This window comes from Flavobacterium luteolum, assembly GCF_027111275.1.
Classification (GTDB): domain Bacteria; phylum Bacteroidota; class Bacteroidia; order Flavobacteriales; family Flavobacteriaceae; genus Flavobacterium; species Flavobacterium luteolum.
Genome location: NZ_CP114286.1, coordinates 829,133 through 848,275, shown reverse-complemented (window position 1 = coordinate 848,275; position 19,143 = coordinate 829,133). Strand labels below are relative to the sequence as shown.

The following is a 19,143-nucleotide window of genomic DNA, read 5'->3' as shown; positions in this document are numbered from 1 at the left end:
TTAATAATTTTTGTGATGCGATAAATCTAATTAGAATTGAGTTTTTTAAAATGAGTACTTATACGGGATTTAATTCGGTTTCGTAAAGAGCCACCGTTTCTAGTAATTCTTTTTCGTATTGATAAATATCATCAATTGATGAAATAGCGATTTTAGCTTCGGTTTTATTATTGTTGAAAAGGCTAATGTATTTTTTTCCACTATTTAGATGAAGTCTGCAAAGAGGTTTACGATTATTATCATCTAACAGTATTCCAAAATAGGATTGTGTATCACGATATACAATTCTGCCAATTGGCAGTTTTCGTCGTAAAATGGCAACTACTATACGATAACCATCAAGTTCTTCTTCGGTCGTAATAATTTTAGTGTCATCTTCAACTGAGACGATTTCTTCATCTTGCTGTTTAATCGTTTCTTTACTTAAAGCTGCATTTAAACGATCATTAATTTTATCATTAATAAATTGACTAACCGATTTCTGAACCAAATCTTTAAATTCATCAACAACTTTTTCAGTTAATCTTCCTGCATATATTTTGCTTGCAAAGAGTTTTGTAAAATCGTTTGAAGGACTTTCTAGTTCAGCATTAATAAGTTTTTTGATTTCCTTAATGTATTTTAATGAACTGGCATTGCTTACAATATTGTCTACATCAAAATTAGCTTTATTAAATTTTGCAATTTCGTTTATTATGTTTTCTTTTAAATTGCAGATGTCAAATTCTAAAAAAGGCTTTTCATCCATTTTGTTTTGATCATCCAGATCAGTGAAAAATTGATAATGAATTCCATTTGTTAAAAGGGCAAATCTGGTTTTTGTTACATGAAAGTAGCGGAATAATTGCGAATTATGAACCGTAAGTTTTTCTTTCCAGCTTTTGCATTCTACGATGATAATTGGTTCTCCATTTTGAAAAATGGCATAATCTACTTTTTCTCCCTTTTTTAAACCAAGATCGGCCGTAAATTCAGGGACTACTTCTAGCGGATTAAAAGCATCGTAACCCAAAATATTTATAAAAGGTAAGACAAAAGCATGTTTTGTAGATTCTTCTGTTTCAATTTTACTTTTTAGCTGGTTTATTTTATCGGCTAATGATTTTAGTTGAATGTTCATTTCCATTGGTTTGTAGTTTTAAATTAATAACCCAAAAGTAAAACCAATCAAAACCAGTATTTTACGGAAATCCATAATGCTGAGATTTAATTTTAGGAAATAAAAAAAGCTCCCGAAGGAGCTTTAAATAACAAACAAAAATGAACTTTAAATTATTCCCATATCTTTTGTAATCGAAACCAGATGGATAGTATTATTAGCCTTGAAAAAGTCTTTCAGTTTTGCTAATCTTTTTTCCATTGCACTTTTGCTATTTGGTTTAATATCGTTGTTTTTAAAGATTTCTATAATCTCATCCTGAGATGTTCCATCAGATAAATATCTTAGAATTTTAATATCTACATCGTCTATTTCGTAATTGCCTTTTTCCTGAAGAGCAGAGGCAACTTCTTGTGAAATAAATTTTTGATCGGAAGCCGAAATTATGGTAAGCGCTTTTTTGAGATCGTCAATGCTATTTCGGCCTTTTAGAACAAAAGCATTAATTTCAGAATCTTCAAAAAGTGATTTTACACGGGCATTTTTATCTTCAATAGAATAGGCGATGATTTTAATCTCAGGCTGCAGTTCACGAACCTTTTGAATCAATTCGTCGCCACTTTCGATTTTTACTTCGCGATGATCTTTTTTAAACGAAAGATCACTAATCAATAAATCGTATGGTTCGTTATCCTGAATCGCTTTTCTTATTTTTAGAAAAGCATCATCACAATATTTGGCATGCTGAAAATTGGTAATATTGAAATCACTCAAAGTTTGTTTGATGGCTAAATTGAATTCTTCAAAATCCTCGGCTATAATTACTTTTTTAAACATAGGCTTTTATTTAGGCATTGTTATTTTTACTTTAAAACCCTTATTAGGTTCAGTTTCAAAAGTAATAGTTCCTTTATTAGACAAAATACGGTTTTCCATATTTTGAAGACCATTTTTTATAATTTTTGATTTTTCGCAACCTTTTCCGTTATCTGAATAATTGATAAACAAGATATTTGTTCCGCTTTCAAACCGAATTACAGCAATAGAAGCCTCGCTATGTTTTTTCATATTAACCATTAATTCATGCAAAACTCTCTGAATGGCAATCTTTTTTAAATCTTCAACCGAATCCCAATTTATTTTTTCAACACCATTTATAATAACATTTGTCTGACTGCTATTGTAAGTTGAAAGCATTTCTTTTAGATTATTCGCAAAATTTGGGCCGGTATCAATATCATTATTTTCTCGAGAAATACCCCGAACACGAGAATAAATGTCATCTAGTTTCTGGAGCAAGTTTTCTTTATTGCTTTCGTCTGTTAAAGGCTGGGTTTGTGTATAGGTTATAGCATGAAAAACATCATTTGCCAATCCATCATGTATATCTTTGGCAATTCGGGTTTCAGTACTGTATGCTGTTTTTATTTTTTCAATTCGATTTCGGTTCTGATAAAATTTTCTCAAATAAAGAAGCAATAGAAAAAGAGATGAAATACCTATTATGAAAAATATTTTTTGATAATGTGCTTTTTGTAAAGCAAGAGAAGTCTCGGCTTGCTCTAATCTCAGTTTTTGGTTTTCTTCCTTTTCTTTTTTTGAATCGTATTTAATTCGGGCAAACTTGTTTTTAAAATTGTTTCGAACTTTTATTATGCTGTCGTTTAAAAATATAAATTTTTGAGCATAAGCGTTTTGAGCTTCAGAATCGTTTGAAATGAGAAAAGATAATGCTTTTAAGCGCTCGTCGATACTGCGAAGTTTTGTAGCAATTTCATATGCTTTTGTGGCATATTCATTTGATTTCTGAATATTTGATTTTGAGTAATACTGAGCAAGGTGAAGATTGCTTCCAATAATGCCGTATAAATCCTGAGCTCCATTTCTAATTTTAAGGCCTTCCTGCATTAAAGTGAAACCTTTATCAGTATTTCCAATTTTAGAATAGGCAAAACCCAAATTATCTAAAACACGTGCTTTACTTTGTTTTGAAATTTGGTTTTCATTTAAAATCGATTCTAAAATCTGAATTGCTTTTTCATACTTTTTCTGTTCAATGTAAATGACAGCAATATTATTTAGAGGAGAAAATTTAGAAACATTATTTTCGGCATCTTTTATGGCCTCTTTATAATAATAAATAGCATCGTCATAAAGTGCGAGTTCTTTGTCTGCAATCCCGAAAAAATTATTTATGGAAACAGTGTAAATATCTTTCTTTTTAACATACGGAAGAGCTTCTGTAAGTGTTTCTTTGCTTCCGTAATAATCCCCATTTATCTGTTGAATAGAAGCCATCTGAATTAAATTGTAAACAATATTGGCGCTATCTTTTAAAATTTCAAATTCTAATTTTGATTTATTAAAATTGAAAAAAGCACTGTTGTAATTTTTGTTTTGCAGATTAGCAATGCCTAAATCTCTTAATTTAAAAGCTTCTTCACGGTTGAGGTCTACCTTAGCAGGTGCATTTGTTTTTTCTTTGCACGAAAAGAAAAAGAGAATGATTAGCAGATAAAAAAACGGGGATCGTAACATAAATCTTACTTTCCCCGAAAATAGTAATTTATTATAAATTACAATTTTTTTTCCAAAATTTTAAATTATTTTTTTGGCGGTGGTGGCACCACAACTGGATCGTCGTCTGGTCCAGTTGCCTGCATATCTTTCGCCGGAGCTGTATCCTTTTTTACTTCTGTTTTGTTGTTAGCTGTTTCGAATTCATCAGCAGTGCAAGAAAATAATGTAGTTGTCAACAGGGTAAATGCTCCCCATAAAAAAATCTTTTTCATAATTGAATTTTTTAGATTGGTTATAGGCATTGCTGTTCAGAACTTTTCTGAATTATGCCATTTGATGGGAAGTGAGGAGTATGTAGGACCGTAAGATTTTCATCTATACTTCCCAGATAGAATCTGTCTTACGGTTTTCCATACTCGTTGACTAAACTAGTTTTGTACATTTGTTTTTGACCTGCAGATCAAAGCGCTAACTAATTTTGTTGAGGCAAAGTAACAATGGTTTTGAGCCTGTGTTGATACGGATTTCCGGGATTTCCGATTAAGTTTTATAAAATCCCTATTGATCCTTATAAATCCTTAAAAACCCAAAAAAATGAAGCCTATGAATAACAATACTTTGGAAGATTTATATAAAAAAGCCATTAAAGAAAAGTATGAAGAAGTAAAAAATGGTGATGACTTTTATTTCTTGAATGCTCCAACAAGAGGAAAACTAAATAAGTTATGTTGGGAAAAATTTGCGAATAACGATATGCATTCAAATGATTTGAATGTGTTCAATTCTTTACTAGGACTTTCTTTTGATATTAGTGCAAAAAACAAGTTTAAGCAAGAGACAGATCTATTTAGACCAGTAGAAAAATTTTTTAAGGGAGAAACAGATCCAGATAAAATAGATGTTGTTGATATGGCAGCAATTTTGGTAGATTTTAATCCAAGACCTTTTAATAAGTTTAGAAAAGAAATTGATCCAGAGAATTTGAAATTGATTGAAGAGCTAAGAAACACCAAACATTATAAACCTGAATTTTCTTCTGTTGGTTTTATTGATGAGGTAGAAATCGAAAAATTTCCTAGTTTGAAAAATGAGGAAGCAGAAAAAGATAAGAATGAAGAAGTAGAGCAAACTCAATCACCAGAATCAGAAATAACACCAATCCCTATAGCAACTTTTGTTACAACTGGAGAGCCAGCAAAATCTAGAATAATAAAATATTCATTAATTGCTGCTTTTTCTGCTGGATTATTGATAATGATTTATTTAGCCTTCTTTCAAAAACAATGCATGCAATGGTCAAGCGATCATTATGAAAAAGTAAGCTGCGATTTGGAAGTGAATGGTTTGGGAAGTTTTAATGTTGTAGAACCTTTTGACAAAACCGTTTTTGATTTAAAAAAGATAAAAGTATGCGATACAACAGCTTTTTTTAATAAAAATGGAGACGCTATTGTCTGGTATGGAAAAACAGCAAATGGTATAGACTTCTTTAATGGACATGGAAGACATCCTGAGAACAATAGCTCTTTAAAACCTGTAACGAGATATATTTTGAATAAATATGTAAAAAAGTAAAAATCTATTAAAATGCGATTTATGTAAGATATTCGCATAATCATGAAATTTTTTGTAAGTATATACTTTTAATTTAGCATTATTGAATTAATTAATAAAAAAACAAATAAATCATGAAAAATAGAAACTTTTTATTCGTATTAGCCTTAAGCGCGGGAATGTTCGTAACCTCTTGTAGTAACGACGATAATGAAGGAGAAACAATAGTTCCAATTCAAGGGAAATATAATCTAAGCCAAACTGGAACAATTGTTAATGGACAGGAAGTGTTAGTTGATGCTCCGCAGAATCAAGCAGGATGCAACAGAGATTATTTAGATTTAAGATTAAGTAATGCAGCGGTTATTGGTGATTATAACGGAAGTGATTGTGCCTTAACAGAAACTACAGGTACTTATGTAAGATCTCACAACGATTTAACGCTTACTGTTGGAAATATCAGCTCAACTAGCGATATTATGAATCTAACTAACAAAGAGCTAAAAATTAAAGACAAAACAACAGGTATAATTACTGTTTATACTAGATAAAATTTGTTTTGAGATAATTTCAATTCGTTTGAAATGGAAAAACGGAAACCGCTTACTTGCAGTTTCCGTTTTTTTTATGGAATTTGATGAATTTTATTTTACTGGAATATAAATATCAAAAGAAGCTCCTTGATTCTGAATTCCCGAAGCGGTGATGATTCCGTTGTGGTTTTCGATAATTTTTTTCACAATCGCCAATCCGATTCCGGTTCCATTATAGCGATCGCGTCCGTGGAGACGCTGAAAAACTTCGAATATTTTTTTATTGTATTGCGCTTCAAAACCAATTCCGTTGTCTGCAACTTCTATATAACAGTATTTTTTTGCAGGAATTAGTTTTTCATTTTCTAAATCTTTTCCTAATGCAATTTTACTTCTTATTTTAATTACAATTGGAATATCGGGATTTGAGAACTTTAATGAATTGCTGATGAGGTTATACAGCAATTGTTTGAATTGAAACGGAATAATATCAACTTCAACGCTTTGTTCAATTTCAATTACAGCACTTTTCTGATCTAGTTCTTCGGTTAAATCTTCTTTTACTTCTTTTACAATCTGAGCAAGATCTGTTTTTATAAAAATACGTTCCTGAATATTTGTTCTAGAATACGCTAATAAATCATTAATCAAAGTCTGCATTCGCTGTGCGGCATTCTGCATTCTTTTAAATTTATCCTTTCCGTTTTCCGATAAATTTTTCGCTTCTTTCTCTATAATCTGAGAAGCAAAAGTCTGTATTTTTCGAAGCGGTTCCTGCAAATCATGACTCGAAATGTAAGCAAAGGACTGTAGTTCTTTATTCATTTCTTCTAACTCATTGTTTTTCTGAGCCAGTTCTAATGCATTCATTCTGAGCTTGTCTTCGTCTTTCTTTTTTTCGGTCAGATCATGCGTTACTTTAGAGAAACCAATAACTTCTTTTTGTTTGTTATGAACGGCCGTTATTACTACACTTGCCCAAAATAGACTTCCGTCTTTGCGTTTGCGCCAGCCTTCATGTATAACTTTTCCTTTTTCTCTGGCAATCTGCAGCAGTTTTTGTGGAAGATTGTTTTTTTGGTCTTTTTCGGTATAAAATACAGCAAAATATTTTCCGATGATTTCTTCTGCTTTATAGCCTTTTATTTTTTCTGCACCAGCATTCCAGTTTTCAATAATACCATTGCTATTCAAATATAAAATGGCATATTCCTGAACCTCTTCTACCATCAAATGATAGCGTTCTTCGCTTTTTTGAAGCGATTCGTTAATTTGGATTAATTCTCTCGTTCTGGCTGTAACCTGTTGCTCAAGTTCATGTGTAAAGGCCTTTTCGGTATGAATATCGGTAAAAGCGCCAACCCATTTTATTATTTTGTTATCGAGTCCAAAAACGGGTTCGCCAATAACGGTGTGCCATCTGTATGAACCATCTTTTCTGCGCATTCGCACGTCACAGCGATACATTTCTCCAGTTGCTAGTGCATGCTGCCAAATCTTGACATTTTCGTCAAAATCGTCTGGGTGAATCATTTTTTGCCAAGAACCTTCTATTCCAGGTTCAATACCAGTATATTCAAGCCATCTTCCCGAAGTAAAAAGGGCATTTCCATCGGCATCGGTTTCCCAAATTAACTGCGGAATACTTTCTGTAAGCAGACGGAATCTTTTCTCGCTTTCTTCGATTTTCTTTCTTGCTTCAACTTTTTCGGTAACATCAATAAGTGTTATTCTAATTCCAGAAATAGAATTATCGCTTTCGCGGAGCGGAGCAAATTCAAAGTCTACATAAAATTGATTGCCACCGTTTTCATTGTCAATAAAAAGCAAAGACTCAGATTCTGAATACACTTCTCCAGATTTGTAGACTTTATTTAATAATTGATCATATTTCTGTTTATTAAGCTCAGGAAATAATTCGAGTATTTTTTTTCCTTCAACTTCAGTTTCTTCTTTTTTCCAGATATTGTTTAAAAGTGCAAAATTGGCCATTTCGATTACAAAATCGGTTCCGCGCAAAATAGCTTTCGGAACAGGCGACTGCATAATAAGATTTCGCAGTTTCTTTTCGCTTTCTTCAATTTTCTGCTGATATTTTTTTTCTTCGGTGATATCTCGAATAGTTCCAATTAATTTTTGCGGCTGATGGTTCTCATCATAAAAAACTTTTCCTTTTCCTTCAATCCAATGTATAGATTGGTCTTTCCAGATTACGCGAACTTCATAATTTAAAAAACCTGAACTTAAAGCTTCTTTGAAACCTTTATTTCGAATATGTAAATCATCGGGATGAAGATGCGCCAATAATTCTTCGTGAGTAAGCATTATATCTTCGGTATAACCACCAATAATCTCAAGATATCTTTTAGAATAAGTTGGAATACGGGTTTTTACATTCAGTTCCCAAGTTCCCAGTTCGCTGGCTTCCACGACAATTTTAAGACGATCTTCATTCAGTTCGACCCTTTTTCTTGCTTCGACTTTTTCGCTTACTTCGGTAACGGTTACCAAGATTCCAGAAATAGTTCCGTTTTCTTCTTTTAAAGGATGATAAAGAAAATCAAAATAAGAAGTTTCTATTTTTCCGAATCGATTTAAAGGAATGGGAACTTCAATTCCATGAAAAGGAATTCCAGTATTTAAAACACCATCTAGTAAGGCACTAACGCTTTCTTTTACTTCTGGCAATGAATGATACAAAGGTTTGCCAACAAAAGTTTTTTCTTCTCGATCTACCAATTTAAGATAAGCCTCGTTGGCCATTTCTACTATATATTCTGGTCCGCGAAGAATCGTGATTCCAACGGGAGCTTGTCTTACCGTATCACGGAATCGTTTATCGCTTTCTTCAATTTTTTGTTTGGCTAAGAATAAGTCGGTAATTTCTACAGCAGTATTCATTACACCGTAAATTTTTCCATTCAGATCGTACAAAGGCGTAAAACTATAATTGAAATAAAACGATTGCAATACATTATCGATCACAATATCTATACGGGAATTTCTGGAATGAAAAGATTGTCCAGTTTCAAAAACCGATTCAACTTGCTCAAATACAGATTGATTTTGCAGTTCTGGTAGAATTTCACGATATGTTTTCCCAATTACATCTGGGCCTTTTCCCCATATTTTTATAATAGATTCATTAGCGAGTTCAATGCGCATTTCTTTTCCGACATAAACACCAATCGGAAAAGGAGCATTTTCAACCAGCTGTCTTATTTTCTGTTCGCTTTCTTCTACTTTTGTACGAGCCAAAACTTGGGCTGTAACTTCTGTGGCGATAGCTACAACTCCAGAAATAGTGCCGTCGATTTCTCGTAAAGCTTCATAAACAAAATTGATATAAGTGTTTTCAGTTTGTCCATTTCGGTTTAACGGAACAAAAAGTTCGTCAGTAACTACCTTTTTTCCTGAGATAAAAACGGTTTGCAGAATTTCATCAAGACCTTGTTTTTTCAATTCAGGAAGAACTTCAAAAATAGGTTTATTGATGATGTTTTCAGCTTTTGCGCCCCAAAGCTGTAACATTTGTTCATTGGCGATTTCTACAATATTGTTTTCGCCTTTAAAAATACACATGGCAACCGGAGCCTGCATAATATTATTGACAAATCGTGCATTACTTTCTTGTAAAGCATCTGCAACAATTTTCTTTTCGGTGGTTTCGATAACCGTCACCAATATGCCGCCAATAGAGCCGTCTTCTATTTTTATAGGACTATACGAAAAGTCAAAAAAACAATCTTCTGTATAACCATTCCGATTAAGTGGCACTTTAAAATCAGGAAAACTTACTGCTTTTCCTTGCATCACATCGGTAAATAGAGGTCCTATTGTATCCCAGATTTCTGCAAATGTATCTTTAGAACTTCCGCCCAAAGCTTCTGGATGTTTAGAAGCGCCCAAAATAGGACGAAAGGCATCATTGTATATTTGAGTATAATTTTTCCCCCATGCAATGTACATTCCAAACGGATTGCCGAGCATCATTGCGATCATTGTTTTTAAACTTTGTGGCCATTTTTCAGGATCTCCCAACGGAGTTTGGCTCCAATCTGCAGAACGAATTAATTCTCCCATTTCTCCTCCTTCGGAAAGAAAATAATGTTCCTTTTTTTTGCGGTTCATTTCCAAAGAATTAAGGTTGCAGTATGAAACTAGCTCTTTCGGGCTGCTTGAAATTATTTTCTGACGCAATTGTTAATGCCTTTTCAATTACGTTTTTGAGTTTTGAAAATTCGCCAGGTTTCCGAATATAATAAGAGGCGCCTTTTAAGTATAAATTGTTAACTATTTCGCTGTCCAGCGAAGTAGAAAAAATGATGATGGGCAGATTTTTTAATTTTTCGTCTTTTTTAATCTCGTCTAGACACTCTAAGCCATTTTTTCTAGGCATATTTAAATCCAAAAAAAGAACATCCGGAAGTTTTGAAGTATTGTTTTCCAGATAACTCATAAGCTGAACACCGTCGTGAACCATAGAAAGATCAGCGCTGACCGTTATTTCATCGAGGGCTTCTTTAAAGAAAAGGCAGTCGTCTTCGTCATCATCAGCCAGCAAAAGATAATAATGCTCTTTACTCATTTTATAATCTCCTAAATTTTAGAGTTAAGTTTGTTTCGATAAATTTAACTTTTTTCAGCAAGATTTCTTGTTTTTTTAGGAAGAATGTTTCTTTAAAAACGAAAAAAGCAATAAATTTTGTCTATTTTATTTTGCTTATACAATTTTATGTAGAGAATTGCGTTTTAATAATTCTTACCATTTTGTGCTCAAAAAGCATACTTTGAGATTTGGGTTTTTTATTAGAATAGAAAATAAAAACAAGCCAAAAGCCTTATCAAATCTCAATTCGCAGTTACAAATTTCTTTCCTTTTAGTGTATACCGTATCCAGAAAGTGTGAAATAATTACACACTCTTTTTTATGCTGTTTTTTCTAAATGGCTCTATACCAGTTTAGAATCGTATTGGCACGCCGCTTGCAAAATGTGTTAATGTCAAAATCTTTGATGTGTTTGTTTTTTTATTGTTTCTCGAAATAAGAGCAGCAAATAATTAGAAAAGAAAAGATTTTACTAAAAGCCACATTAAGCAAATTAAAAAAGGAGTATAAGCATGGAAAGCGAAACAATTATCTCAGAACAATTTTACGCGAACACTAGTTCAGCGATCAGCGAAAAAACAATAAATGGTTCTTTTTTCGGAACTCAACAAAAATCACAAAAAGTGCATGTAGAAAGACCAACTAGTCCGTTTGGATTGGCGGTTCTTATTGGGACTTTTTTATTACTATTAGCAGGTGTTGGAGTAGTATTTCTATTGCAGGATGATTTTGAAAAATTTCATTTTGAAAGAATTGCTTCAACTTGGGGATTACCATTTTTAGTTATCACAACAATCCTATTCTTTTACCAAGCAGGAGTTTTCTTGTATAGCTCTTATTTGTATTTAAGATATAAAGCGATTCCATCAGTATCAGACGATTTATTGCCAACTTGTACGATTATCGTTCCAGCATACAATGAAGGGAAATTGGTTTGGGATACTTTATTAAGCCTTGCAGACAGCGATTATCCAGCAGAAAAACTACAGCTTTTGGCTATTGATGATGGAAGTAAAGATGATACTTGGTATTGGATGCAAGAAGCAAAAGCAAAATTGGGAGATCGTGTAACGATTTTTCAGCAGCCAAAAAACCAAGGAAAACGTCAGGCATTATACAGAGGATTTAAATTAGGAACGGGAGAAATCTTTGTAACTGTAGATAGTGATTCTATTGTGAAAAAAGATACTTTGAGAAACTTGGTAAGTCCGTTTGGAGTAAACAAAAAATGTGGTGCCGTTGCAGGAAACGTTCAGGTTTTGAACAACAAAAAAGCAATTTTGCCAAAAATGCTGAATGTAAGTTTTGTAATGAGTTTTGAATTCCAACGTTCTGCAGAAAGCGAATTAGGTTCTGTATTATGTACACCAGGAGCTTTGGCAGCTTACAAAAGAGATGCCGTTTTTAACTGTCTTCCAGAGTGGATCAACCAAACTTTTATGGGTGAACCATCAGATATTGGAGAAGACCGTGCTTTGACTAATATGATTTTGAAACAAGGTTTTGAAGTTAAATTTCAAAGAAATGCAGTGGTATTGACAAACGTTCCTGAAGAATACAAAGGATTGTACAAAATGTTCATAAGATGGGCGAGAAGTAACGTTCGTGAAAATCTTATGATGGCAAAATATGTTTTTACAGATTTTAGAAAAGAATCAAAATTTGGAGCGAGAATGTTATTCTTAAACCAGTTTTTCAAAATTGCTATGACATACCCGTTTATATTATTTATGTTTTACTTTATTGCTGTTCACCCAGTATTATTTTTAAGTTCAACATTAATGGCAATTTTAATCTTCTCTACTTTTTCAATGGTATTTTACGCAAAAAGATACACGCTTTCAGAATCATTCTGGGCTTATTCTTATAGTGTTTTTTACACTTTCAGTTTATTCTGGATTGCACCTTATGCTATTGCAACAGCCAACAAAAAAGGTTGGTTGACAAGAGGATTGTAAATAAGTACACTATTCATTCTATATATAAAACTCCACCCAAGAATTACCCGTTGCAAACTTTTGCAGCGGGTTTTTTATGCGTTTTTATTTAAATCCAAAGCAGCAATAATCTGCTTTTTCATTGCAGTGTTGATATAATCTAAAGCCTCAGCATAAGAAATCGAATAACGTCTTTCTATATTCTGAAAATGTTCTGGAAAACTGCCTAAGATTTTATCATAATAAACATTCAGCTGTTTTTCTGAAGGCATTTCATATTTCAAACGAAGCTGAAATCTTCTCAATAAAGCGCTATCAATTATTTCGTAATGATTGGTGGCACAAATCAATAAGCTGTCAGAAGGGAAATAATCAAAAAGCTGAATTATCGTGTTTACCAAACGCCTCATTTCGCCCACATCTTTATCATCACTGTCACGACTTTTTCCAATCTGGTCAAACTCATCCAAAAATAAAACCGCTCTTTCTCTTATGGCTTTATCAAAAATCGCTTTTAAATTCTTAGAAGTTTCACCAATTCTAGAATCTACAACGGTGCTAAGATTTACTATAATAATTTTTTTATCTAAAGTATTTGCAATTGCTTTTGCCGTTGTCGTTTTACCGCAGCCAGAACTTCCATGCAATAAAATTTTATTGTCGACTTTAAGATTGTACTTTTTTAATTCCTCGATATATTGATGTTCTTTGATAATCTGAAGTAAAGCGGCTTTATTCTCATCACTAAAAAATAAATCGTCTAGAGCAATTTTTTCAGTATCAATTACGGTAAGATCATTCAGGTTCATCTGCTTATTATTTGCTGCAAAATTAAGTTTTATTCTGCAATGTTTTCGTTCCAGATTTCTTTCCCTAAAAAGCGGTTTCCGAATATTGAAGTACCAATACGAACCATATTCGAACCTTCGGCAATGGCAAGTTCTAGATCCTGAGACATTCCCATAGAAAGTTTTAAATCGGTTAAACCTTCAATTCCTTCCGAATAAATTTCATCCCGAATAGTTCTTAAAAGTCTTAGAGACGGAATCATTTTTTCTTTCTCCACATCCAATAAACCAATTGTCATTAAACCTTTAATAGTTAGCGTTTCGTAAGTTTTTATTTTTTTGATGAAAGATAAAACCTCTTCTGGCGGTAAACCAAATTTACTTTCTTCATAAGATGTATTCACTTGTACAAAAACATCCAATTTTCTGTTTTGGTTTTGAAGCTGTTTATGAAGTTCGTCAGCCAGATTTATTCGATCCAAAGACTGAATGCAAGTAACGTATTTCAGCACGTCTTTTACTTTGTTGGTCTGAAGATGTCCAATAAAATGGCGTTCGACGGGAAGATTTTGCAAAATATCATTTTTATCCCGCAACTCCTGCATTTTATTTTCTCCCATTAAATTTTCTCCAGCTTCAATCGCAATGCGTATTTTTTCTGCTGGAACCGTTTTGGTTGCCAATAAAAGCTGAACATTAGCAGGATTTCTTCCGGCAATTCGACAAGCGTTTTCGATGCGCTGATGTACTTTAATCAAATTAAAAATAATATCGTTTTTCATATTGCAAAGCTATGTCTAAAACATAAAATCGTACTGGACCAGTACATCTCAAAAAATGAAGAAACTGGATGATTTTAAACTTTTAAATCCAATATAAATTTGCATCATTAAACAATAAAACTTAGTCCCTTAGCGGCTTAGTAACTTAGAAACTAAAAAGAAATGAAAATAGCAGTTTGGGATACTTACGTAACCCGCAAAGACGGAAAAATAATGCACTTTGATATTTTGGTAGATGAAAACATCAACGATGCAGAACAAGTATATGAATATGGTAAAATATATCTAAAAAGTGTAGCTCAAGAAGGACAGGCTTTGTCAGCAAAAGAATGTCGTTTTTGCCACATTGATAAAGCGCCGATTGAAGTTGAAAATCAGATTCGGGAAAATGGGTTTTCTATTATTGAAATGGAAAACTGTAATTAAATTAATTTAAACACATAGAAACATAGATTAATATATTTATTTGAAGAAGGTAAAAAAAATGACTCATCATTTAACACATAGACTATGTGCTTTAATATAAGTGAAACGCCTTTCAGCAGTAGCAAAACTATGTTTCTATGTGTTTAAAAAACTTTTATAAAAGCTTAGCAATCGCTTTGATTCCTTCTTCCATTTGTTTTTCTGAAAGGGAAGCATAACCTAGGCGAAAACCCTTAATGGTTTCGTCAAAACTAAATCGATCTGGGCTCATAATTTGGATTCCTTGCAATTTCAGCTTTTCAAAAATCTCAAGAACGTTAATCTCTTCTTTTGGAACAATCCAAAAAGCAAGTCCGCCTTCGGGTTTTGTAAAAGTAATTTTATCTTGAAGATATTGATTTAGCAAACTTTCAAAATAATCCCTTTTGCTTTTATAAACCAAATTGGCCTTTTTAAGATGACGTTTTATTTTGCCTTCATTGATGAGATTTAAAATTGCTTCTTCCATAATATTGTCGCCTTGAACATCAATTATTTTTCTATGGTTTCCGATTTTCTGAATGTTTTCTCTTGAACTGGCTACATATCCAATACGCAGCGCAGGGGCAACAATTTTGCTGAAAGTGCCAATATAAATATAGTTTTTCAAAGCTGCATAACTGGAAATTGGAAGTATTGGACGCTGGCCAAAATGAAACTCATTATCATAGTCGTCTTCAATAATCGTAAAATTGTATTGATTAGAAAGTTCAATCAGTTTTAATCTCTTTTTTAAAGACAAAGTTACCGTGGTCGGAAATTGATGATGAGGTGTTACATAAATGGCTTTTATATTTTTATGCTGCAGATATTTCTCAACCTGATCAATATCCAATCCGTCCGAATCTACATTTACAGGAAGTAATATTGCGCCAGCATTTTCAAAAGTTTCCCATGCGGGTTTATAACCTGGATTTTCAACCAAAACAAAATCACCAGATTTTAAAATACAATGCGAAGCGAGATACATAGCCATCTGACTTCCGCGCGTGATACAGATTTGATCCTGCGAAATACTCATGCCTCGTTTAAAATTCAGCATTTGAGCAATCGACTTTCTAAATTCCAAATTCCCCAATTCACTGCTGTAACCCATAATCTGCCAGCGCGATTTTCGGCTGAAGAGTTCGCGATATGCTCTTGCCAGATCATTCATAGGAGCCAATCGGCTGTCTGGAAGTCCGTCATCAAAAACTAGGAAGGTTTTAGATTCTTCAATTATAATTTCGGAATCTTTTTTATTTTCTGATGAATGATTGATGCTGGGAAGTGAATCGGTTACAAATGTCCCTTTTCTATCAATCGTAATAAGCCAGCCTTCGGCAATCAAAACATCCAAGGCTTCCACAACTGTATTTCGATTAACTTTTAATAATTGGGCAAGCTGTCTGCTTCCAGGAAGTGCATTTCCACTTACTAATTTTCCAGTTTTTATGGCATCAATTATAGCATCGGCAATTTGAAGGTAAATTGTCTTCTCTGATTTTTTATCGAGCTGAATTTCTAATGGCCAAGGTCGAAGCATCTGGACTGTTTATTTTGGGTGAATTTGTTTTATAAGATAGTCCAAATATAATTTTTTATGATGGATACACACTTTTATTTGCATTAAAAAAACTTATTTTGCTGTTTTTTAGTCTTTTACAAACACTTTGCTGAAAGTTAGAGTTTTAGTTTTGCAGCTTTAAATGAATGATTATTAATGCTTTGAAATTGAAGCGATATATTTATGAAAATAGTAAACTTATTATTCTTGCTTACCATGTGTTTTTGGGGAAATCTCGAACCAAAAGAAAAAAAAACTTTAATTGATATGGATGAAGAACGCTTTAATCAGCAGATTGAAAATGTCAAAAAAATGAGCGCTTCTGTTGCTTATAATTCTAAAATTGCATTTTTTATCGATATGAAGATTAAATCGGGTAAAAATAGATTCTTTGTTTATGATCTAGTAAATAATACAGTAATTGATGAAGGTTTAGTTGCAAACGGTTCTGGTTCTGAAACCTGTATAAAAGGAGAACTTAAATTTAGCAACGAACCCAATTCAAATTGCACTTCACTTGGACGTTATGCTATTTGCAAAGCGTATAGAGGTATCTTTGGTAAAGCATATGTTTTAAAAGGATTGGATCCAACGAATAATAATGCTATTAAAAGAATGATTGTATTGCATTCGTATTCAGCAGTGCCAGAAGGTGAGCAGGATCATTACATTGCTCTTAGCCACGGTTGTCCCATGGTAAGTGAAACATTTTTTAAAAGACTTGAAAAAATAATTGATACTTCGAAGTCAAATATTCTCTTGAATATTTATTATTAATCAGAAAGAATTATTTTTTAAAGGAAACTAGATTTGAACGCAGATAAAGCAGATTCGCTATCGCGAAAACGCAGATTAACGCAGATTTTTTTAAATCAGTTTTTTTCCGCGTTTTCGCGATAGCGAATCTGCTTTTATCCGTTTCTAATTTTATGGTTCTTTTTTATTTAGGAAATTTTGAGTTAAAAAAGAAAGTATAAAAAAAACAATTTTAGATTTAAAGAAATTGGCTACGTCATTTTTTTGAAATTTAATAACAATACAATTTTAACGTAACAGCGATTTAAATCTGATATTTTAAAAAATTCATTTTATTTTAATCACGAATCTTGCTTAAGCTTAAAAAATAAAGCGGTTTGGCACTTAGAATTGAAAAATACACAAAGTTATGCCGACTATGGAATTAAGGTTTATTGCAAAGATAAAAAGGTGTTGTCGAGAACAAATTAGGATTATTAACGGAATTTATTAAGTTTGTTGCGAATTATTCAATCTTCATAAACTGCCATCATTGCCAAATTCCATCTTAAATCAGGATCAGATTTTAATCGATCGTCTTCGCGACGGCGATGAATCGGCATTGACAGAATTGTATAATAAATTTTGGCAGGCACTTTTTATGTCGGCTTATAATGTGATTAAAGACAAAGAATTGTGCGAAGATATCATTCAGGATATTTTCATGAATATCTGGTATAATCGCGAGAAAATCGAAATTCATATTTCGCTAAAAGGATATATGTATGCTTGCGCGAGATATCAGGTTTTTAATCATTTGAGAAAAAATAAAGACAAAGTTCATGTTGAACTTTTTGATGATTTAGAAAAACGTTTCTTATCTACAACTCCAGAAACACAATTAATGCACAACGAATTGGTGCAACAGCTGAATTTAATTATCGAATCGCTTCCAGAAAAATGCCAGGCCGTTTATAAGCTGAGTCGTGAAGAACAGCTGAGTCATAAAGAAATTGCCGAACGACTTAATATTTCTACAAAAACAGTCGAAAACCATATTACAAAAGCATTGAATACGATTCGATCTTCTATGGGCGAAAGCATGAGCATGGCGATGATTTTATGGCTTTCAAAAAATATCTTTTAGCAAAATTAAAAATGAAGTGGTTGGGTTGATGGTGTGTGGTTTTTCTTCTTTTTTAATTCTTTTTCAAAAAAAATCAAAAAAAAAATCAATTTGGACTAGGGGGTATATTCCTTTTTGGTTACTTATCTCATATACTCCCGAAATAATACAATAAAAAATGAAAAAAGAGGATTTCTTACTGTTACTAAATAGATATCTTTCCGGTGATACCAATCTCGAGGAGAATAATAAATTATTGAATTATTACGAAAGTTTTCAAACCGATAAAGATTGGGATGAAACTTTAGGATCTAAAGGAGAGCTTGAGTTTAGAATGAGAGCCCGTCTTCAAAACGCCATTCAATCTGAAGAATCTAAAGTAATACCAATTCAACCATTTTATACCAAAACAGCTTTTAAACTGACTGCAATGGCGGCGTCATTGTTATTGCTGATTTCAATTTCATTAATAGTAAGCAAAACAAATCCTCTTAAAATTGAAACTCCGCAAGTGGCACACAAAGAAATCTTAATCGGAAGCGATAAAGCCACTCTGACTCTGGAAGACGGTTCTGTAATTGCATTAGAAAAAGGAAAATCATATACCAAAGGAAATGCTTCTAGTAACGGAGAAAAATTGGTTTACAATTCTAACGGAAAATCTGTGGCAATTGCCAATAACCTTTTAACGATTCCGAGAGGCGGACAGTTTTTTGTACAGCTGGCGGACAGCACCAAAGTGTGGCTGAATTCTGAATCGCAATTAAGATATCCGGTTGCTTTTGTTGATGGACAAACCAGACAAGTAGAATTGGTTTATGGAGAGGCTTATTTTGAAGTATCGCCAAGTACCAAACATAAAGGTTCAAGATTTAAAGTAAAAACCCAAGAACAGAATGTTGAGGTTATCGGAACTGAATTTAATATTAAGGCGTACAGAGACGAACCAGCTATTTATACCACTTTGGTAGAAGGAGTTGTTGCTGTGAGCAATGCTGCTAAAAAGCAAATTCTGACTCCGAGCCAGCAGTCTAAAATAACGGAGTATAACGGAAATATCAGTGTTTCTGAAGTCGATGTTTACAATGAGATTTCTTGGAGAAAAGGTTTGTTTGTGTTTAAAGGAATGCCTCTAAAAGATATTGCGAGAGTATTGTCAAGATGGTATGATGTTGATATCGTGTTTGCAGATCCAGCGCTTGGCAATGTTAAGTTTAATGGGGTTTTAAATAAGAATCAGAAATTAGAAGATATATTAACCACGATCAAGAATATTAATTTTATTAATGCCTATGAGAAAAAAGACAATAAGATTATAATCAAATAAAAAAGAAAAGGGATTAAAGTTTAGACCTCTCACCGTACTGCGCTTTATCCCTTTCTGTGTATCAACCAGTAAGTCAGTTTTATTAACCAACCAACCAATTAACATGTAAATTTATGAAATTT

16 protein-coding genes are annotated in these 19,143 nt (G+C 32.8%); 7 read left to right on the top strand and 9 right to left on the bottom strand.

Annotation, left to right across the window (positions count from 1 at the left end; all coding sequences use genetic code 11):
* Positions 1-58 precede the first annotated feature (58 nt).
* From OZP10_RS03215 to OZP10_RS03200, 4 genes are all read right to left on the bottom strand, one after another.
* On the bottom strand, positions 59-1,126 hold the full coding sequence (locus OZP10_RS03215) for a type I restriction endonuclease (RefSeq protein ID WP_281633498.1): 1,068 nt from the start codon (positions 1,124-1,126) through the stop codon (positions 59-61).
* Positions 1,127-1,267: 141 nt separating this feature from the next.
* A complete protein-coding gene (locus OZP10_RS03210) occupies positions 1,268-1,936 on the bottom strand; it encodes a response regulator (RefSeq protein WP_281633497.1) in 669 nt (222 codons plus the stop codon).
* 6 nt (positions 1,937-1,942) lie between these two features.
* Positions 1,943-3,637: a tetratricopeptide repeat-containing sensor histidine kinase gene (locus OZP10_RS03205; RefSeq protein WP_281633496.1), complete on the bottom strand. Its 1,695-nt coding sequence runs from the start codon at positions 3,635-3,637 to the stop codon at positions 1,943-1,945.
* A 65-nt stretch (positions 3,638-3,702) separates the two neighbouring features.
* The gene (locus OZP10_RS03200) at positions 3,703-3,891 is read right to left on the bottom strand and encodes a hypothetical protein (protein WP_281633495.1); all 189 of its coding nucleotides are present in this window, start codon (positions 3,889-3,891) and stop codon (positions 3,703-3,705) included.
* A gap of 331 nt (positions 3,892-4,222) precedes the next feature.
* On the opposite strand from OZP10_RS03200, the gene OZP10_RS03195 reads away from it, so the two are divergent.
* The gene (locus OZP10_RS03195; RefSeq protein WP_281633494.1) at positions 4,223-5,194 is read left to right on the top strand and encodes a hypothetical protein; all 972 of its coding nucleotides are present in this window, start codon (positions 4,223-4,225) and stop codon (positions 5,192-5,194) included.
* A 113-nt stretch (positions 5,195-5,307) separates the two neighbouring features.
* On the top strand, positions 5,308-5,724 hold the full coding sequence (locus tag OZP10_RS03190) for a lipocalin family protein (protein ID WP_281633493.1): 417 nt from the start codon (positions 5,308-5,310) through the stop codon (positions 5,722-5,724).
* A 93-nt stretch (positions 5,725-5,817) separates the two neighbouring features.
* Here OZP10_RS03190 and OZP10_RS03185 read toward each other — a convergent pair whose 3' ends face one another.
* Both OZP10_RS03185 and OZP10_RS03180 read right to left on the bottom strand, forming a co-directional pair.
* A complete protein-coding gene (locus tag OZP10_RS03185; protein WP_281633492.1) occupies positions 5,818-9,837 on the bottom strand; it encodes a PAS domain S-box protein in 4,020 nt (1,339 codons plus the stop codon).
* 10 nt (positions 9,838-9,847) lie between these two features.
* Complete coding sequence (locus OZP10_RS03180; protein WP_281633491.1) at positions 9,848-10,294, bottom strand: response regulator; 447 nt, start codon at positions 10,292-10,294, stop codon at positions 9,848-9,850.
* Positions 10,295-10,827: 533 nt separating this feature from the next.
* Here OZP10_RS03180 and OZP10_RS03175 point away from each other — a divergent pair.
* Positions 10,828-12,273 carry a glycosyltransferase gene (locus OZP10_RS03175; RefSeq protein WP_281633490.1) on the top strand — a complete coding sequence of 482 codons (1,446 nt, stop codon included), beginning with the start codon at positions 10,828-10,830 and terminating at the stop codon, positions 12,271-12,273.
* Between the two features lie 74 nt (positions 12,274-12,347).
* Here the strand turns inward: OZP10_RS03175 and OZP10_RS03170 are convergent, their stop codons facing one another.
* Together OZP10_RS03170 and OZP10_RS03165 are read right to left on the bottom strand one after the other, a co-directional pair.
* Positions 12,348-13,061: an AAA family ATPase gene (locus tag OZP10_RS03170; RefSeq protein ID WP_281633489.1), complete on the bottom strand. Its 714-nt coding sequence runs from the start codon at positions 13,059-13,061 to the stop codon at positions 12,348-12,350.
* A gap of 29 nt (positions 13,062-13,090) precedes the next feature.
* Positions 13,091-13,822, bottom strand: coding sequence for a YggS family pyridoxal phosphate-dependent enzyme (locus OZP10_RS03165; protein WP_281633488.1), 732 nt, complete (start codon positions 13,820-13,822; stop codon positions 13,091-13,093).
* Between the two features lie 162 nt (positions 13,823-13,984).
* Here OZP10_RS03165 and OZP10_RS03160 point away from each other — a divergent pair, with 162 nt between their 5' ends.
* The gene (locus OZP10_RS03160) at positions 13,985-14,248 is read left to right on the top strand and encodes a DUF2024 family protein (protein WP_281633487.1); all 264 of its coding nucleotides are present in this window, start codon (positions 13,985-13,987) and stop codon (positions 14,246-14,248) included.
* Between the two features lie 154 nt (positions 14,249-14,402).
* Here the strand turns inward: OZP10_RS03160 and pdxR are convergent, their stop codons facing one another.
* Complete coding sequence (pdxR, locus tag OZP10_RS03155; protein ID WP_281633486.1) at positions 14,403-15,812, bottom strand: MocR-like pyridoxine biosynthesis transcription factor PdxR; 1,410 nt, start codon at positions 15,810-15,812, stop codon at positions 14,403-14,405.
* Positions 15,813-16,016: 204 nt separating this feature from the next.
* Between pdxR and OZP10_RS03150 the strand changes: the two genes are divergently transcribed.
* From OZP10_RS03150 to OZP10_RS03140, 3 genes are all read left to right on the top strand, one after another.
* Positions 16,017-16,610, top strand: coding sequence for a murein L,D-transpeptidase catalytic domain-containing protein (locus tag OZP10_RS03150; protein WP_281633485.1), 594 nt, complete (start codon positions 16,017-16,019; stop codon positions 16,608-16,610).
* 511 nt (positions 16,611-17,121) lie between these two features.
* Complete coding sequence (locus OZP10_RS03145) at positions 17,122-17,715, top strand: RNA polymerase sigma factor (protein ID WP_281633484.1); 594 nt, start codon at positions 17,122-17,124, stop codon at positions 17,713-17,715.
* Between the two features lie 157 nt (positions 17,716-17,872).
* Positions 17,873-19,021: a FecR family protein gene (locus OZP10_RS03140; protein WP_281633483.1), complete on the top strand. Its 1,149-nt coding sequence runs from the start codon at positions 17,873-17,875 to the stop codon at positions 19,019-19,021.
* The last annotated feature ends 122 nt before the right edge of the window (positions 19,022-19,143 follow it).

Coding starts and splice junctions, on each gene's coding strand:
- OZP10_RS03185 (WP_281633492.1), bottom strand. CDS start 9,837: ATGAACCGCAAAAAAAAGGAACATTATTTTCTTTCCGAAGGAGGAGAA.
- OZP10_RS03215 (WP_281633498.1), bottom strand. CDS start 1,126: ATGGAAATGAACATTCAACTAAAATCATTAGCCGATAAAATAAACCAG.
- OZP10_RS03195 (WP_281633494.1), top strand. CDS start 4,223: ATGAATAACAATACTTTGGAAGATTTATATAAAAAAGCCATTAAAGAA.
- OZP10_RS03140 (WP_281633483.1), top strand. CDS start 17,873: ATGAAAAAAGAGGATTTCTTACTGTTACTAAATAGATATCTTTCCGGT.
- pdxR (WP_281633486.1), bottom strand. CDS start 15,812: ATGCTTCGACCTTGGCCATTAGAAATTCAGCTCGATAAAAAATCAGAG.
- OZP10_RS03160 (WP_281633487.1), top strand. CDS start 13,985: ATGAAAATAGCAGTTTGGGATACTTACGTAACCCGCAAAGACGGAAAA.
- OZP10_RS03170 (WP_281633489.1), bottom strand. CDS start 13,061: ATGAACCTGAATGATCTTACCGTAATTGATACTGAAAAAATTGCTCTA.
- OZP10_RS03180 (WP_281633491.1), bottom strand. CDS start 10,294: ATGAGTAAAGAGCATTATTATCTTTTGCTGGCTGATGATGACGAAGAC.
- OZP10_RS03150 (WP_281633485.1), top strand. CDS start 16,017: ATGAAAATAGTAAACTTATTATTCTTGCTTACCATGTGTTTTTGGGGA.
- OZP10_RS03190 (WP_281633493.1), top strand. CDS start 5,308: ATGAAAAATAGAAACTTTTTATTCGTATTAGCCTTAAGCGCGGGAATG.
- OZP10_RS03205 (WP_281633496.1), bottom strand. CDS start 3,637: ATGTTACGATCCCCGTTTTTTTATCTGCTAATCATTCTCTTTTTCTTT.
- OZP10_RS03200 (WP_281633495.1), bottom strand. CDS start 3,891: ATGAAAAAGATTTTTTTATGGGGAGCATTTACCCTGTTGACAACTACA.
- OZP10_RS03210 (WP_281633497.1), bottom strand. CDS start 1,936: ATGTTTAAAAAAGTAATTATAGCCGAGGATTTTGAAGAATTCAATTTA.
- OZP10_RS03175 (WP_281633490.1), top strand. CDS start 10,828: ATGGAAAGCGAAACAATTATCTCAGAACAATTTTACGCGAACACTAGT.
- OZP10_RS03165 (WP_281633488.1), bottom strand. CDS start 13,822: ATGAAAAACGATATTATTTTTAATTTGATTAAAGTACATCAGCGCATC.